Origin of the sequence: Kosakonia pseudosacchari, assembly GCF_015167415.1 — a bacterium.
Lineage (GTDB): Bacteria > Pseudomonadota > Gammaproteobacteria > Enterobacterales > Enterobacteriaceae > Kosakonia > Kosakonia pseudosacchari.
In genome coordinates this window covers 2,766,169-2,781,583 of the sequence record NZ_CP063425.1, presented here as the reverse complement: position 1 = coordinate 2,781,583, position 15,415 = coordinate 2,766,169, and the positions used below count along the sequence as shown (strand labels likewise).

Below are 15,415 nucleotides of genomic sequence, written 5' to 3'. Positions count from 1 at the left end.
TTGTTTAAATTATTTAAACCACGGCGGCTATCGTGCTTGACTCTCCCGTTGTTACCATCTCAATTATTTTTATTGTTTGCATGGGTGTCTTTTTATACTGTTATCATACAGGTGTTGTTCACGATAAATTTAAGAAAGAAGGGATCAGAACAGAAGCGAAAATTTTAAGTAAGGAGAAAATTGGCGCATCAGGCACGGGAAATACCCGATTTCGCATGGTTGTCGAGTTTACAAATAAAAATGAAACTATAACCGTTACAACTAAAAGATACTTTACGCCTGAGGATTTAATAAAAATCATGAGGAACAACACTGTTGTGCTTTACTATCTCCCTCAGGATCCTCAACAAGTACTTCTTATGCCGAGTGAAATGGAATAAGTTAACTGGTTTTTTTTGAGTGTACGTGACTGGTTATACTATCGGGTTGCATTTCAAAAAAATTTAAAGCGTTAATAACAACTACACGGCATGATTAAAAGGTCCAAATGGCAATTTCTTACTATGTTACTTATCCCTTGCTGGTTGTCTTTTTTGGCATGTTTGTCTTCTTTATCTATAACATCATCATGGCGGGTAGAGGGGCGGTTAAAATTGACCCGGCTGATGCGGGGCAAGCACAGGGGGAGATTATTAACATTCGTAGTTCCAGTGGCGAGAACTCCGCATTTATTAATGCGATTATTCAGGTGCGGTTTATTACCGCCGATCATAAAATCGTTAACACTGAAGTCAAAGCAGTTATTGATGTAGTTAAGGTTCCTGAATATCAAAAAGGAGCAAAGGTGCCGTTGATTTACTCCAGGAAAGAACCTAAGAAAATAAAGTTGAAAATCCCCTCTCCACTGGATAAGTAAATTGCCAAGTATCAGTGAAAAGGAATAGCAATTCAGTCTGCCCTGTCCGAAACGTACTCCCGTAGATGGTAAAAACAAGGAAAAACTAGGCAACTATTTTAGTTGCCAGAAAACCCTTAACGGATTTTATTCGATTTTTCTAAAATTACGACAAAACCATGTTTACATCAGTTCTGAAGTCAGTTTGTGTTTTTCTATGTATTATATTTGCACAGTTGTTGACTATGTGCTTATGTAAAAAGGATTGAACAATATGATGGGGATTTTATTAGCGATTGGCATGCTTGCTGTGATGGTTATTATGTGTTTTGTTTCTGTTAATAAAAGGGAGAAAATAATCCGTGACGGCCGCCAAATTATGGCCGTGATTGAAAATATCAGACCTGTTTCCACGGATGAATCAGGGAATACAACTGTAGCTTATGTTTTAAATGTTGAAGGGCGTAAAATTAAAGGTCGTGAAAAGATCGATACCTTTTACGCTCCACAAATGCAACCTGGAATGCAAATAAAAATTATGTATGTCGATGATAAACATTATGTTTTCATGTTTGAGAAATAAAATACATACAATAACAAAACCCAGTGTGCTGCTTATTATTGACTGTTGTTTATTATTGAAAGTGAAATTATCGCCTGCAAAATAAGCGGCGATAGATTTGGCAATGACTTCTTTTATGATATTCGCTTTTATCTGCCGGGCGATACTCAACTCTACATTGCTAAGACGCTGGTGAATATTTCTCAGATGCCATTGATCCAACCTGGACTGCGAATCAAAGTGAAGAAAGGAAGCGAAGGCCGCTTAGCGGTCATTAAAATTGAGTTTTAGCGAAGATAAGGTATTGCCATTCATGACGGACCTCATTGCAAAAAACCTCACGCTCTTTACATGGTCTATATTGGCTATTTTTATTTACCTTCTCACTAAAGGTCTGCGTGAGCCTACAGGTGACGCGAAATTAATCCAGGATCGTGCAACGTTACGTGACTGGTATGGCCCTGAAAAAGAGGGGGTGCTGGAAACATGGGAACCGTTAAAATCAACGCGAGAAGGCGAATATTTTCTATTTCACTTCATCATTGTGATTGACCGGAAAGCGCAAAAGAAAAAAGCAGCGGCTTTCATTAATGCAAACGATATCGCAAGATTAAAACCGGGTCTTAAGCTGCGCATAAAATATCAAGGGTTGCTAACAAAGAAAATCGCTGTCGCCGATATTATTTTTGATGAATCATCTCAGGAAACGTAATGGATTATTTTAAGTATCTGGCTTCTCTCTTGCCCGCGCTGGTAGTTGTTGTTTTTATTAAAATCGCGATTCGCGATATAAAAAACAACCGAATAAAAAAGCGCATCGCCAGCGATCCTGTGCATGTCAATGCGCGAATAACTCAGGCCGTGCCGGGAACGCCCGCGCCAAATGGCATCGTCAATGTCACACTGGATTATGAATTTAACGATCATACCGGCAGGGTTTTCACCCAACAAAATGTGGTTACCGTGGTGAAAACGATGGAGATGCTTAACTATAAAGTGGGCGAAACCGTTCCGGTCATGTATTTGCGCAGCGATCCGTCACTCAATAAGGTTAATCTCCCGCGCGTATTCTAAATTCATTAATCATTTCATCGTAAGGCGGTCTTTCCTGACGTTAAAAAAACGCCAACGATACGCTTAATCTTCCAAAGGATGTTATATGAAGATTATTAAACCGCTGCGGCTGAGCGTGCTTAATCGCCCATTTCGCCTGCAGGGGCAAAATCACCTGGGTGTTTCTGTTCTCGCGCTGCTGGATATGGGCGCACAACCAAAATTACGTCCTGAAGTTGAGCTTTGGCAACTGGCTGCCAGCGAGCTGCAAACCAGCGGCGGCGTGCTGGATATGGCAATGCCGAAAGCGCGCGCCGAATTCCTCGCTACCGGCTTCGCTTACTCGCACCATCATCAGGATAAAACCGCCTGTGCGGTGCGCATTGAGATCGGCGAGCTCAGTAAAACCCTGGCCGTCACCGGCGATCGTTACTGGGCCGGTTCGCGCCCGACTGCTGCCAAACCTTTTGATCAGATGCGCCTCGACTGGAGCCGCGCTTTCGGTGGCGAAGGTTTTGAGGAAAACCCGCACGGTATCGGTGCCGTGGAAGAAGACCACAACGGTACCCGGTTCCGCCGCCTGCCCAATATTGAACTCTTAAATCAGCGTATTACGTCTCCGCGCGCTAAACCAGAACCTGCCAGTTTCGGCCCGCTGGATCTGCTGTGGCCACGCCGCTTTCGCCGGATGGGTAAAAACTACGATGCCCGCTGGTTGCAGCATGATTTTCCTGGTTTTGCGCCCGATATCGACTGGCGGGTATTTAACGCCGCCAGCCCCGATCAATGGTGGGAAGATAAAGATGCGTTACCGCCGCAGGCCGTATGGCGCATCTGGAATATGCACCCGGAACAGCATTTGCAGGAAGGCACGCTGCCGCCGTGGCAGGCGCGCTGCTTTATGCAGCGCCAGCGCGGCGATGAGATCCTGTTTGAAGAGATCGCGCTGCGCGCCACCACGGTGTGGTTTTTCCCCCATCTTGAGCAGATGGTGCTTATCTGGCAGGGCAATCAGCGTATTAATGAAGACGATGCCGCAGACGTTTTGCAACTGATGCCGGCGCTTGAAAAAACCGGTGCTGCCCGTTCGGTCAACCACTATCGCAAAGTCCTTCATCAGCGGCTGGATAAAGAGAAAGGCGCGCTGTTTGCCTTCCGCGAAAAAGATCTGATCCCTGAAGATATCATCGGCCCGTGGATTGACAGCGAGGTACAGGAAAACCACAGCCCGATGCGTGATAACCAGCAAAACCGCGCTATGCAGCTTCGTGAACAGCATCGTGCGCGGCTGGAAGCGCAGGGGGCGGATACCGCCGATCTGCTCAAGGAGATGGAGGAACCCGCACTTCCGAAGCTGGAGGATTTGCCTGAATTTATCGAAGAGATGGAGCGCAAAGCCCAACAACTGCAGGAGCAGGCCGAAACACGCAAAGCAGAAATGGAGGCGCGTTTCCCGCAGATGAATGCGCAGGAAAACCAGCCACGCGGGCCTGAGTCGATGATGCGCATGCAGGATTTACTGGAGCGTAACGCCGACAACATGAGTGAGAAAAAGCTCAAGCAGAGCCGGGAAGCGCTGCACAAACTCTATCTGATGTCTGCTGCCGAACAACCACCTGCCATCAAACTGACTGGCGATATCGCGCTGATTATTCGCCAGCGTGCTGAAAGAACGATGGCGCAGGGCGGGGATTTCAGCGGGCTGGATCTGACCGGCGCGGATTTCTCCGGCATGGATTTGCGCGGCGCCAATTTCCGCAATGCACTGCTGGAGTGTGCGAACCTCAGCCAGTGCCAGCTTGACGGCGCTGATTTCAGCCACGCGATGCTGGCGCGCACGGATTTACAGGGGGCTTCGCTTCGCGAATGCAACTTCACCGAAGCAAGCCTCGCGCTGGCGCAGTGCCGCCAGACCAATTTCACCGGCGCGCAGTTTACAGAATCCGAAATGACTGACGCGCTGTTTGACGCGTGTGATTTCAGCCATGCACGGCTGGAAAACCTGCTGCTGCGTAAAACCGGCTTTAGCCAGTGCGTATTCCGTCATGCGACGCTGGATAACTGTGTATTTATGGAACTTACGCTACCGCAGCCTGACTTCAGCGCGGCAAACATGAATAAAAGCAGTTTTATCAAATGCGAACTGCAAAGTGCCTCGTTTGCCGGGGCGCACCTGGATGGCTGTTCCTGGGTAGAAAGTCGCCTGGAGCGCGCCCTGTTTCGTGACGCCACGCTTATCACCTGTGCGGTGGCATCCGCAGGCACGCTGTGCGGCGCGGATTTCAGCGGCGCGCAGCTTAAGCAGAGCAATTTACGCCAGGCGGTGCTGACTGGCGCGCATTTCGTTCGTGCGAAACTGGATAACAGCGATCTCAGCGAGGCGCAATGTGAAGGCGCGGATTTTAGCGGCGCGACGCTAACCGGCAGCCTGTTTATACGTACTGATTTCCGGGGCGTACGTTTTACTGACGCCAATTTAATGGGCGCGATGATGCAAAAAAGCCGCCTTGAAGGTGCCGATCTGAGTTTCAGCAATCTGTTCCGCGCCGATCTTTCCCAGTCTATCGCGGACAGCGCCACAAAATTTGAGGGTGCCTATAACAAACGCGTGAAAACCCTGCCGAAGCGCGACGGGGAGGTGATATGAGTCAGTTAAGTGCCGCAGAGCTGCAACAGAAAGTGAAAAGCGGCGAAGCCATTATGGAACTCAACCTTGATGGCTGCGATCTGCGCGGATGTGATTTATCCGGCGGGATTTTTCAGGAGGTGTCGTTCGCAGGGGCCAATCTGCAAGGCTGTAATCTGCAGGAGAGCGTTTTTACCGAATGCCAGCTTAGTGGCGCGGTGTTCACCGCAGCCCACCTCGAAGAGACCGTGTTTAACCAGTGCGATTTAGCCACGGCGAATTTCAGCAATACCTCGCTGCTGCGCTGCGTATTCAATGAATGCACATTGACCGGCTGCGACTTTTCACAGTCGGCTTTTGACAGCACGCAGTTTATGCGCAGCCCGCTGAACAAAACTGTTTTTACCGGTGCGCATCTGGAACGTTCGACCCTGTTTGAGTGCCCGCTTGACGGGGCGAAGCTCAATCATTGCCATAACCTGCTGACCACGTACTACGGCATTGATCTGCGCGATACGGATCTCAGCGGGAGCCAGTTTGAACGGGCGGTGTTCTTTAACTGCGACCAGCGCGGCAAAAACTATGCGCAACATCAGTTCACTGGCTGCCAGTTTACCGATAACCAGCTTGATGGCGCTGATTTTAGCGGGGCGCAACTCACCCAGTGCAATTTCAAAGGCGCATCGCTTAAACAAGCACGACTGAACAACGTTAATGCCACGCAGGCGCTGTTTATGCAGGCCGATTTGAGCGGCGCACACGCCCACGGCAGCCTGTTCGATCAGGCGATTTTTGTCGGCGCGACATTGCACCAGGCCAGCTTTAAACAGAGCCGTTTTTTTCAGAGCATCCTGCAACATGTTGCCGCCCGGCAGGCCGATTTCACCCTGTGTGATTTTACCTATGCCGACTTCAGCGGCGCGGAGGTGGGCGACGCCGATTTTCGCGGCGCGACCTTCTCACGCAGTCGTTTTCATCGCGCGCGGCAAGAGGGCGCGCGTTTTGCCGATCGCAAAGGCATTCTTGAGTACGACGAAGAGTTACTGGCGGCGGAGGCCTGGACTGCCGAACGCCACAGCCGAATTTACGGAGACCCGCAATGAACAACCTCAACCAACCTTTGACTCTCGCCACGCTGCCCGGCGGGCAATTTTCCGCACGCGTCACCCACTGTTTTGACGATGGCAGCCTGATGGTCGAATGCGACGGGCGCGGCTGGCACTGCCGCCGGGCAGTAAGCTGCGTGATCGCGCCGCAGGCGGGCGATACGGTGCTGATAAGCGCGGTCGATAACCAGATGTGGCTACTCGCCGTGCTGGAGCGCGGGAACGAGGACGCCACCGAGCTTAATGTGCCGGGCGACTTACGTATCACCAGCCTGGGCGCGTTAACCCTGAGCAGCGATGCGCTGAATGTCAGTGCGGCGAAAGGTGATTGCCATATCAGCGAGATGAACTATAGCGGCGACAACATTTCCGCGTGGGTTACGCTGTCGCGCATTGTTGGTAAACGCGCGGAATCCGTTTGGCAGACGGTCACGCAGATAAGCCAGCACCTGTTTCGCACCACCCGTCAGACCGAGCATGTGCGCGCCGGGCAACTGGATATGAAAGCGGAAGATTATTTGCGGATGCACGCACAAAACACGGTGATCACTTCGAAAGCGATCACCAAAGTTGATTCTGAACAGATCCATATGGGGTAATTCGATGTTTGCAAACTGCCAGTTGATGGGTGTTGATCTCGCGTTTCCGGATGTCTGCCTGACGCCAATGCCCGCCCCGACGCCAATCCCGTATCCGGATATCGCGCTGGGGCCAACCGCGATCCCGAACGCGCTCAATATTCTGTTTATGGGCATGCCCGCACACAATATGGCGACCATTACGCCGCTGACCAATGGCGATAACCCAGGTGTGGCGACGGGGGTCGCGTCCGGTACGGTGATGGGGCCGTCGCGCCACCTGACCGGCGCATTCACCGTGCTGCTAAAAGGCACTCCGGCAACGCGTTTAACCAGCGTCAGCCTGCAAAATTCCACCAATGCCATTGGCATGCGCATTGTACCCAGCCAGTTCAAAGTGCTAATGCTGGCACCGTAACGGCACACGCTACGCACAGTCTTTCCCACTTAAAAAAACGAACGCACAGGCCAACAGCAAGTGCGCTTTCCGGTGATTGATTTTTACGGAATCATGGTTATGGCGAACAGAATCACGGTCAGGCTGCCGGTCGACGGCCTGCTTTTCTGGAAACTCTCCGGGCGCGAGGCGCTGTCGGAGCGCAACGGCGAGCGTCGCCAAACCAGCACCATTGCTGTTGATAATGGATAATGGTTTTAGTAACGAGAAAAGCAAAGAAGTTATGCCGTTTAGTGATAGCGTGGAGGAGAAAATAAAGTGTTCGTCAAATGGGATAACGTACGATGCTTATATGCAAAATAAGACATTTCATTAAAATACCTTTTATTATGCTGGCTTTATTCTCTTCGCCCAACTTGTTTGCGGAAGGAAATAATACCGAAATTGAATCATTGTGGCGATTCGCAACGCAGCTTAAAAACACCGTAGGACAAGATGTAAATAAACTTGATGCAATAATTCCTGTGCCGCTCGTACGTGAAGATCAAAATATTGCTGAGCGGTTAAAAGCTGCACCTTTCTCTATTGAAGGCGGGATAGAAATCACGAAGATGAGCGTTCGCCTTGATCCCGATAATCCGGGTAAGATTTATATTATTTCTTACGATGTGGCGAATGCTAATATTTTGTTAGAAGACGTCAGGAAAACCTACCCACAATTAAAGCTAATTGACGTTCCGCACGGGCATTCAAAGGATGAAACTTTCTCCTGGATCACACCCTTTGATAAAAACGGTAACGGTATTGGATTTGGTTTCCCATATGCGCAACCCTCTTATTTAAAAAATATGACCCTCCGCAATTTTGTAAATTAACCTGTGCAATATACCCACAAGGAAGGACCTTTTCGCTATGTCCGGTCAGCTGGTTGGACACCAGTACGACTATGCTTAGCGATGCACTTTTATTGCCGGTGTTTTATAGAATTATCAGGAGAAGCTATGGCTGAAGTGAACGTTATCCATAAAGAAAAGGGCGATTTCTTTATTTTGCAAAGCGACGACAAATATCTTATTTGCATGATTTGGCCCTATAACAGTATGTGGGATGTGCAAAAATGTTTTATTCTCGACAATGCCGAGTTAAGTCGATACAGCGATTTTCATGAAATGGTCTCGTTAGCAAAAGATATGCGCGACAATTATGATAAATACAAACATCGTGAAGTCCCGGTTCCTGAGTTTAAAGTGCGCTAAAACGGATGTGAATTAAATTTATGCGAGATCTTTTTTCTGGCCATGTGCGTTCGATCCTTTTTGTTTGCTTGTTCTCTTTTTTCTCCTTTGACGCTGCTGCGGTTATTGATATTAACCATTTTGACACGCTCGAAACTGTCGAAAATATCACCATGGATAAGCAGGTGCAGGCGTCGTTAAAAAAAGTATTAGGGCCGGATTACGCTGCGTTTACAGGTAATTTCGATGTCTATGGCGAACCGCGACACACTGCGGATGGCGGGTTATTCGTGGAAGGCTGGCTGAAAGATCTCTATCTGGAAAATGCCTCCGCATTTGTCATTTACCCCGATGGCCGGCTTTCTGCCGCATGGGTATTACCAACGGCATCGGTTGCGCACTATAAAAGCAACACAGGCGAAAAACGCATTCCTGACGCGCTGCAACAATGGGTTAGCCGCTTTCAGAACGTGTCGTTTAACACGCCCGCGGTTAATCAAACGGCTGAGACCTTCGTCGATTTTTTTGAAACCCCTAAATTTACGATAAAAGTGGTCACGGTGTGTGGTAACGGCGCGAATTGTGACGAGGCAACGTACTATGGCGTGCGTAAAAATGATCGGGCCGAAGTCAGTCTGCACGGCTTTGCGGTGCGCAAAGCGTGTGAACAGGCAATCTGCCCTGTTATTACCTACACCTTTAAAAACGGCACCACCACTTATCTGCTGAGTAAAATTGATAACAGCTTAACCGTAATACAAAACAATAAAATCCTTCTCGATGAAAAAGGTATCTGGAAAGCGCATGAGTAGATTCGCATGCCATGTCACCATGCGTTCCAAAGGCGCAAGTAATAGTGCTGAAAACAGAGATGCGTTGATGGCGTTATCGAGGGTAATTATTTCAGCCATCATCTTTTCGCTGCTGGATTAACCGTATGAGAAAATGCGCATGGATCTGTTAACCCGTGAAGAGGGCGAAGCGTTACTGAACAAATTCCTCAGCCGAGCGCTTAAAAATCCGGCGGATATTGAAACATTAATGACACTGGCCAGAGAACATCCATCGACCATTCCCATGAAAGGGATTATCTACCAGTACGATCGCATGGAAAAAAACGTGTTATCGAAAGCGGATCTTGACGATCTCTCGACACTGATGTTCTTTTACGGGCCTTAAGAATCAACTTATTTGCTGTGATGCTGAAAGGAACAGATGCACGTTATGCACCGTATATATTCAACTCACCCAAGGTTCTATTTTGTCGCTGCGAGCTTTTTACTCTCCTGTTGCGCCAGCGCGGTGTCGGCAGCTGATTTTTCCGGGCAGTGGCACGGCAGTGAAAGCAGCGAATCTACACTTTCCCTGAAATTATCCCAGCAGAATAATACGCTCAGCGGATCGTATTGCTTTATTACTCAGCGCGGCAACCGCATCGATTGCCCGGATGAACAGCAGGATAACCTGCGCGGCGAGGTTAAAAATAATACTGCCATCGTAACGTTTGATTCGAGCTTTGGCGGTAAAAATGGCAAAGCTACACTGGTTATTAATGGTGACAAACTGGCGTGGCATCTGACGCAACCACCTGAACACGGTGACTATTACGCCCCGGAAAATTACGCGCTAATTAAAGAACGTGTTCATGCTGGCGCGACGACGAAAATTATCCGCACTGATAATTTTATGATTGCCATCCGCAATAATTGCGGCGCGTTCACCACGCCTTGCGATGACCTGCTTTATACCGGCGCACGAAACCGCGACAGCCAGCAGATTAGCCTGCACGGTAAAACGCGGGTGGATGATGCAAATCGCGTGAATGGCGCAGAATTCCGTAATGGCGATGTGCTTTACCTTATCGATTACAACCCGCCGAAACTGGTGGTGACGCAGGCGGGTAAAACGCTTGTCAACCAGCCGGGTAGCTGGCTTAAATAGCGCTTCTTTTGACGGGAGATGGAAAGGTTAATGCGTCGAATATTCCCTGTTTTTGCGCTGCTGTTTGGCTTTTCTGCCCAGGCGTCACCAACGCCGCTGACGGAAAACGACTTCACCGTGGAAATTAATAACCAGGCTATTACCCTGGGGCAGGAGTGGGATCGCCATCTGATGGCGGCGCTCGGAAAACAAGCCAGCGAGGATTTTGTCGGTGAAGTGCCGTTTGGCGATGAAAACTATAAATTTTACCGCCACATTTATGCGGGCTTTGATATCTACAGCGCCAATATCGACTGGCAGCAGCGCGGAAAAAGCATCGACAGTTATGTTATCGGGCAAATAACGCTGCATTCCCCCGCATTGCATACCGCGCGTGGTGTGGCGCCCGGCGATGCGACACAGCGTGTGATTGAGCATTATGGTGCGGGTGAAACCGATAACAGCGATGGACAGCAGTGGATTATGTATTCACTGAAACGCAAAAATATCGCTTTCGATGTCACCGGTGGCAGCGTGCAGGCCATTAATATCAGCGTTGGAAATGACTGAGCGGGCGGCCTGTCCCGGCCGGAGTGACGAAGATGAGAATCGACAAATTTATTAAGAAACGCGTCATGCTGCACGATGGCGTTGAAACGCGCTTTTTTAATCAACGTGTCGAATTGATTTGTCCGCGTTGCCAGAAGCCAATTGAGCCGGATCTCTACCAGAGCCAGGATTTTGCCCGGCTGCCGGAGCACATCCAGGCCGCCGTGGCGGCCAGAATCAAAGCCATTACTTTCCATCCTGAGGCGTTTACCCGTTACTCCGCGCCAGAGGGCTCGCTTCTTTGTTCTGCGCATAGTTGTGAGGACGGGCAGGGGAAAACGCTGGTTATCTTCAGTTATAAAGAGCAGCAGCCTGCCCGTTACATCGCCACACTTTATGCGCTGCTGGTGGTTAGCGATGATCAATAAAGCGTGGCGCGAGGAGTTGCAGGAACTGAAGCGCGATGGTTCTGCCTGTCAGTTTCATGACGCCGAGTGGGGCGTTATTCGCCTTAAATTGCTTTACCGGGGCGAGTTTCTTTTCTTTCAGCTTAATGAACGGGCACTGATTTGTGAGGTTTCTGCGCGCTACAGCACGCTGGATAAAACGAGCCTTAAACGATGGGATGACGGCAGTGTCATTGGGGATGGCGAACGTGAAGCGCTGGCGAAGATTATTGCGCGCTATTATCGGCTCTGCTGGAAAGATGATCTCCGCATCAACTAAACATGCGCTGATCTATGAACAATAAAAACCCCCGGTCGGGAACGCCGCCGGGGGTTTTTGACATTTTACTTAACGCTGGTTACAGCCGGCGCACTGTTTGTTCTGGATCTGCTGGAAGAAGTCGTTACCTTTGTCATCCACCAGAATGAACGCCGGGAAGTTCTCCACTTCAATTTTCCAGATCGCTTCCATACCCAGTTCCGGGTAAGCCACGCATTCGAGGCTCTTAATGCTCTGCTGCGCCAGTACGGCAGCCGGGCCGCCAATACTTCCCAGATAGAAACCGCCATGTTTGGCACAGGCATCGGTCACCTGCTGGCTGCGGTTGCCTTTTGCCAGCATGATCATGCTCGCGCCGTGCGATTGCAGCAGATCCACGTAGGAATCCATACGCCCGGCGGTGGTTGGGCCAAGCGAACCGGAAGCATAGCCTTCTGGCGTTTTTGCCGGGCCGGCGTAGTAGATCGGGTGATCTTTCACGTACTGCGGCAGCTCTTCGCCATTATCAATCAGCTCTTTCAGTTTCGCGTGGGCAATATCGCGCGCCACGATAATTGTGCCGTTCAGCGAAACGCGGGTCGATACCGGGAACGCGGAAAGCTGGGCGAGGATCGCTTTCATCGGCTGGTTGAGATCGATTTTCGCCACATCGCCTTCGCCCTGCTGGCGCAGTTCTTCCGGAATATACTGCCCCGGATTGTGCTCCATCTTCTCGATCCAGATCCCGTCGCGGTTGATCTTCGCTTTGATATTACGGTCGGCGGAGCAGGAGACGCCCATGCCGATAGGGCAGGAGGCACCGTGGCGCGGCAGGCGGATCACGCGGATATCGTGAGCAAAATATTTACCGCCAAACTGTGCGCCAAGACCGAGGTTCTGCGCTTCTTGCATTAATTCCTGTTCCAGCTGGACATCGCGGAACGCCTGACCGTGCTCGTTACCTTCAGTCGGCAGACCATCGTAGTAGCGGGTGGAGGCCAGTTTCACCGTTTTCAGCGTTGATTCAGCCGACGTACCGCCAATCACAAACGCGATATGGTAAGGCGGGCAGGCTGCCGTGCCGAGGGTACGCATTTTCTCAACCAGGTAGTTTTTCAGCTTCGCCGGGGTAATCAGCGCTTTGGTTTCCTGATAGAGATAGGTCTTGTTAGCTGAACCGCCGCCTTTGGCGATACAGAGGAATTTGTACTCGTCGCCGTCCACGCTGTAGAGATCGATCTGTGCAGGCAGGTTAGTGCCGGTGTTGACCTCTTTGTACATATCCAGCGGTGCATTCTGCGAATAACGCAGGTTGTCTTCGGTGTAGGTGTTGTACACACCACGCGCCAGTGCCGCTTCATCGCCGCCGCCGGTCCACACGCGCTGACCTTTTTTACCCATGATAATTGCCGTGCCGGTGTCCTGGCAGGTCGGCAACACGCCTTTGGCGGCGATTTCGGAGTTACGCAGGAATTGCAGAGCAACGTATTTGTCGTTTTCGCTCGCTTGCGGGTCATGCAGAATGGCGGCAACCTGCTGCTGGTGGGAAGGACGCAGCATAAAGGAGGCGTCATGGAACGCGCGTTGTGCCAGCAGCGTCAGCGCTTCCGGCTCGACTTTCAGCACTTGCTGGCCGTCAAAGTCGGCAACAGAGACATATTCACGGCTCAGCAGATAATATTCCGTATCGTCTTTCGCCAGCGGGAACGGGTCCTGATAAACAAAGGGTTTGTTCGACATAGCTCTTTACTCCATAAAAATAAAACCGCCGGGAATGCCCGGCGGTTACGAATCAGAACATCATGGTGATCCACGGATAACCAATCAACAGCAGGGCGGCCAGGAAGATAGCACCGAAGATGGTGCCCAGACGCCAGTAATCTTTGGTCGGCAGGTAGCCGCTACCGTAGTAAATCGGGCTTGGGCCAGTACCGTACGGGGTGATGATGCCCATCACGCCGAGCGAAGTACACAGCACCAGAACCACCACTTCCATATTGATGCCAGGAATTGTCGCGGCGATGGTCAGCATCGCAGGCAGCAGCGCCGTGGTGTGCGCGGTAGTACTGGCGAACAGATAGTGCAGCAGGTAGAACGCCAGCAGCAGGGCGATGGTCGCCATCCCCGGAGAGATACCGCTCATCAGCAGGCCACCTTCTTTACCCAACCAGGCGATAAAGCCAGTGGTGGAGAGACCATCGGCCAGCGCAACTAACGTGGCGAACCAGACAAAGGTGTTCCAGGCCGGTTTGTTGCTGGTAATGTCGTTCCAGGTTAACACGCCGGTCCACAGCATCAGCACGACCACCAGCAGCGCGGCAAGCGCAGGCTCGATAAAGTCGGCGGCGAAGATCCACATCAGCAGCGCACAGCAGACAAACACCAGCAGCAGGATCTCATTGCGTGACATTCTGCCCAGTTTTTCCAGCTCGCGGCTCGCCCACAGCGGCACTTCGTCATTGATTTTCACTTCTGGCGGGTAGAACCAGTAAGCCAGCAGCGGCATGGTCAGAATCAACAGCACGCCCAGCGGCAGGAAGGCGATAAACCAGCTACCCCAGGAGATGTTAATGCCAACGGTGCTTTTCACCAGCGCCAGCGCCAGCAGGTTCGGTGCCAGTGCGGACAGGAACATAGAACTGGTGATACAGGCTGCGGTAATCGCTACCCACATCAGGTAAGAACCGATGCGGCGCGCGCTCGGATCATTCGGTTTAGAACCGTACAGCGGCGGCAGGTTGGCGATAATCGGATAGATGGTTCCGCCGCTACGCGCGGTGTTTGACGGGGTGAACGGTGCCAGCAGCAGATCGGCGAAAGTAATGGCGTAACCGAGCGTCAGGCTGCGGCGGCCAAGGTATTTCACCAGAATCAGCGCCAGGCGGCGACCAAACTGGGTTTTATCGTAACCGGCGGCAAACATAAACGCGCCGAAGATAAGCCACACGGTGGAGTTACCGAAACCGCTCACCGCCCATTTAAAGGACTGGCCAGCCAGCTTGAATTTCGGGTCGGCCAGTTGTTCCGGGCTGAATAACAGCCACTGGCTACACAGCGCGATAACCACCACGCCGGTCATGCCGATAACCGCACCCGGCAGGGGTTCGAAAATCAGGCCGACGATAACGCCAACGAAGATAGCAAAGTAGTGCCAGGCGAACGGCGGTAAACCTTCCGGTACCGGGACAAACAGCAGAAGCACTGCCACGATAATCGGTAACGCCATCATTATCAGGCGGTTTTTATTTCCGGCTTTGGCACTGGCTGCAGGAGCAGACGGTGGGGTTGTTGTTTTCTCTGTCATAGTGAGCATCTACAAGTAGTTAAAAATTCGGTCATGCGCGGAAAGTGAATCTCTGATTATTTTAGTTTCAAAAGTTACTTTAATTTTTTATTGAGACTTTTCACATTCTGGCATGTGTTGTTTAACGCAAATTCAATCGCATTAAATAAAAATCTGAGCGTATTTATATATTGCTCTTCCATTGGTGAAGGCTATTGATTGAGATCAAGAAAACGAAACGAACGACACTTTTTTTAATAAAATGAATACCCACAGAGTATTATGTGGTTAATTTCACAAAATTACCGTAAATGTTAAAAAACGGTGCTGATAATAACTCTCATTAACGTGGATTTTTCTTTTAACTGTATGATATTTTTCTGTTTTATTGTTTTAATAAAGCTGGAAAGGAAAAGTGCTAAGTAATCGCAATGTTACCGGTAATTAAAGTGATGTGAACGCGATATTTAAAAATGATAATACGCTGGAGGTAGCTCTGTTATTAGGGTGGTTAAATAGTTTTATAACTAACGTAATTAATTTGGTAATTAAAATTCACGGTATAT

22 protein-coding genes are annotated in these 15,415 nt (G+C 50.2%); 20 read left to right on the top strand and 2 right to left on the bottom strand.

Annotation, left to right across the window (positions count from 1 at the left end; translation table 11 throughout):
- The first annotated feature begins 32 nt into the window (after positions 1–32).
- The 20 genes from IP581_RS13070 (at position 33) to IP581_RS12985 (ending at position 11,587) form a co-directional block, all read left to right on the top strand.
- Positions 33–380 (top strand): DUF3592 domain-containing protein, encoded by a 348-nt coding sequence (locus tag IP581_RS13070; protein ID WP_193820580.1) that lies wholly within the window; start codon positions 33–35, stop codon positions 378–380.
- A gap of 107 nt (positions 381–487) precedes the next feature.
- Complete coding sequence (locus tag IP581_RS13065; protein WP_193820579.1) at positions 488–856, top strand: hypothetical protein; 369 nt, start codon at positions 488–490, stop codon at positions 854–856.
- 253 nt (positions 857–1,109) lie between these two features.
- Entirely contained in the window at positions 1,110–1,418 is a 309-nt protein-coding gene (locus IP581_RS13060) for a hypothetical protein (RefSeq protein WP_193820578.1), read from the top strand.
- Between the two features lie 45 nt (positions 1,419–1,463).
- On the top strand, positions 1,464–1,688 hold the full coding sequence (locus IP581_RS13055; protein ID WP_193820577.1) for a hypothetical protein: 225 nt from the start codon (positions 1,464–1,466) through the stop codon (positions 1,686–1,688).
- Between the two features lie 22 nt (positions 1,689–1,710).
- Positions 1,711–2,109, top strand: coding sequence for a hypothetical protein (locus IP581_RS13050; RefSeq protein ID WP_193820576.1), 399 nt, complete (start codon positions 1,711–1,713; stop codon positions 2,107–2,109).
- Positions 2,109–2,471 carry a hypothetical protein gene (locus tag IP581_RS13045; protein WP_193820575.1) on the top strand — a complete coding sequence of 121 codons (363 nt, stop codon included), beginning with the start codon at positions 2,109–2,111 and terminating at the stop codon, positions 2,469–2,471. The genes IP581_RS13050 and IP581_RS13045 overlap by 1 nt, the downstream gene beginning before the upstream one ends.
- A gap of 85 nt (positions 2,472–2,556) precedes the next feature.
- Positions 2,557–5,097 carry a DUF2169 family type VI secretion system accessory protein gene (locus IP581_RS13040; RefSeq protein ID WP_193820574.1) on the top strand — a complete coding sequence of 847 codons (2,541 nt, stop codon included), beginning with the start codon at positions 2,557–2,559 and terminating at the stop codon, positions 5,095–5,097.
- Positions 5,094–6,179 (top strand): pentapeptide repeat-containing protein, encoded by a 1,086-nt coding sequence (locus IP581_RS13035; protein ID WP_193820573.1) that lies wholly within the window; start codon positions 5,094–5,096, stop codon positions 6,177–6,179. Before IP581_RS13040 ends, IP581_RS13035 begins: the two co-directional genes overlap by 4 nt.
- Positions 6,176–6,781: a DUF3540 domain-containing protein gene (locus tag IP581_RS13030; RefSeq protein WP_193820572.1), complete on the top strand. Its 606-nt coding sequence runs from the start codon at positions 6,176–6,178 to the stop codon at positions 6,779–6,781. The genes IP581_RS13035 and IP581_RS13030 overlap by 4 nt, the downstream gene beginning before the upstream one ends.
- A gap of 4 nt (positions 6,782–6,785) precedes the next feature.
- Positions 6,786–7,178 carry a DUF4150 domain-containing protein gene (locus tag IP581_RS13025; RefSeq protein ID WP_016495682.1) on the top strand — a complete coding sequence of 131 codons (393 nt, stop codon included), beginning with the start codon at positions 6,786–6,788 and terminating at the stop codon, positions 7,176–7,178.
- Between the two features lie 99 nt (positions 7,179–7,277).
- On the top strand, positions 7,278–7,409 hold the full coding sequence (locus IP581_RS24005) for a hypothetical protein (RefSeq protein WP_265579982.1): 132 nt from the start codon (positions 7,278–7,280) through the stop codon (positions 7,407–7,409).
- A 92-nt stretch (positions 7,410–7,501) separates the two neighbouring features.
- Complete coding sequence (locus IP581_RS13020) at positions 7,502–8,032, top strand: hypothetical protein (RefSeq protein ID WP_228007765.1); 531 nt, start codon at positions 7,502–7,504, stop codon at positions 8,030–8,032.
- Between the two features lie 126 nt (positions 8,033–8,158).
- Positions 8,159–8,413, top strand: a complete 255-nt coding sequence (locus IP581_RS13015; protein WP_193820571.1) for a hypothetical protein — start codon at positions 8,159–8,161, stop codon at positions 8,411–8,413.
- A gap of 20 nt (positions 8,414–8,433) precedes the next feature.
- Positions 8,434–9,204, top strand: coding sequence for a hypothetical protein (locus IP581_RS13010; RefSeq protein ID WP_193820570.1), 771 nt, complete (start codon positions 8,434–8,436; stop codon positions 9,202–9,204).
- A complete protein-coding gene (locus tag IP581_RS24000) occupies positions 9,197–9,325 on the top strand; it encodes a hypothetical protein (protein ID WP_265579981.1) in 129 nt (42 codons plus the stop codon). Before IP581_RS13010 ends, IP581_RS24000 begins: the two co-directional genes overlap by 8 nt.
- An 18-nt stretch (positions 9,326–9,343) precedes the next feature.
- Positions 9,344–9,571, top strand: coding sequence for a hypothetical protein (locus IP581_RS13005; protein ID WP_193820569.1), 228 nt, complete (start codon positions 9,344–9,346; stop codon positions 9,569–9,571).
- Positions 9,572–9,616: 45 nt separating this feature from the next.
- Positions 9,617–10,333, top strand: coding sequence for an aldo-keto reductase family protein (locus tag IP581_RS13000; RefSeq protein WP_193820568.1), 717 nt, complete (start codon positions 9,617–9,619; stop codon positions 10,331–10,333).
- A 30-nt stretch (positions 10,334–10,363) separates the two neighbouring features.
- On the top strand, positions 10,364–10,882 hold the full coding sequence (locus tag IP581_RS12995; RefSeq protein WP_193820567.1) for a hypothetical protein: 519 nt from the start codon (positions 10,364–10,366) through the stop codon (positions 10,880–10,882).
- Positions 10,883–10,914: 32 nt separating this feature from the next.
- A complete protein-coding gene (locus IP581_RS12990) occupies positions 10,915–11,289 on the top strand; it encodes a hypothetical protein (protein WP_086874165.1) in 375 nt (124 codons plus the stop codon).
- Positions 11,279–11,587 (top strand): hypothetical protein, encoded by a 309-nt coding sequence (locus tag IP581_RS12985; protein WP_193820566.1) that lies wholly within the window; start codon positions 11,279–11,281, stop codon positions 11,585–11,587. Before IP581_RS12990 ends, IP581_RS12985 begins: the two co-directional genes overlap by 11 nt.
- Positions 11,588–11,656: 69 nt before the next feature.
- Here the strand turns inward: IP581_RS12985 and fumA are convergent, their stop codons facing one another.
- Positions 11,657–13,306, bottom strand: coding sequence for a class I fumarate hydratase FumA (gene fumA, locus IP581_RS12980; protein WP_193820565.1), 1,650 nt, complete (start codon positions 13,304–13,306; stop codon positions 11,657–11,659).
- Between the two features lie 52 nt (positions 13,307–13,358).
- Positions 13,359–14,870, bottom strand: a complete 1,512-nt coding sequence (locus tag IP581_RS12975; protein WP_017457050.1) for an anion permease — start codon at positions 14,868–14,870, stop codon at positions 13,359–13,361.
- Positions 14,871–15,415 lie beyond the last annotated feature (545 nt).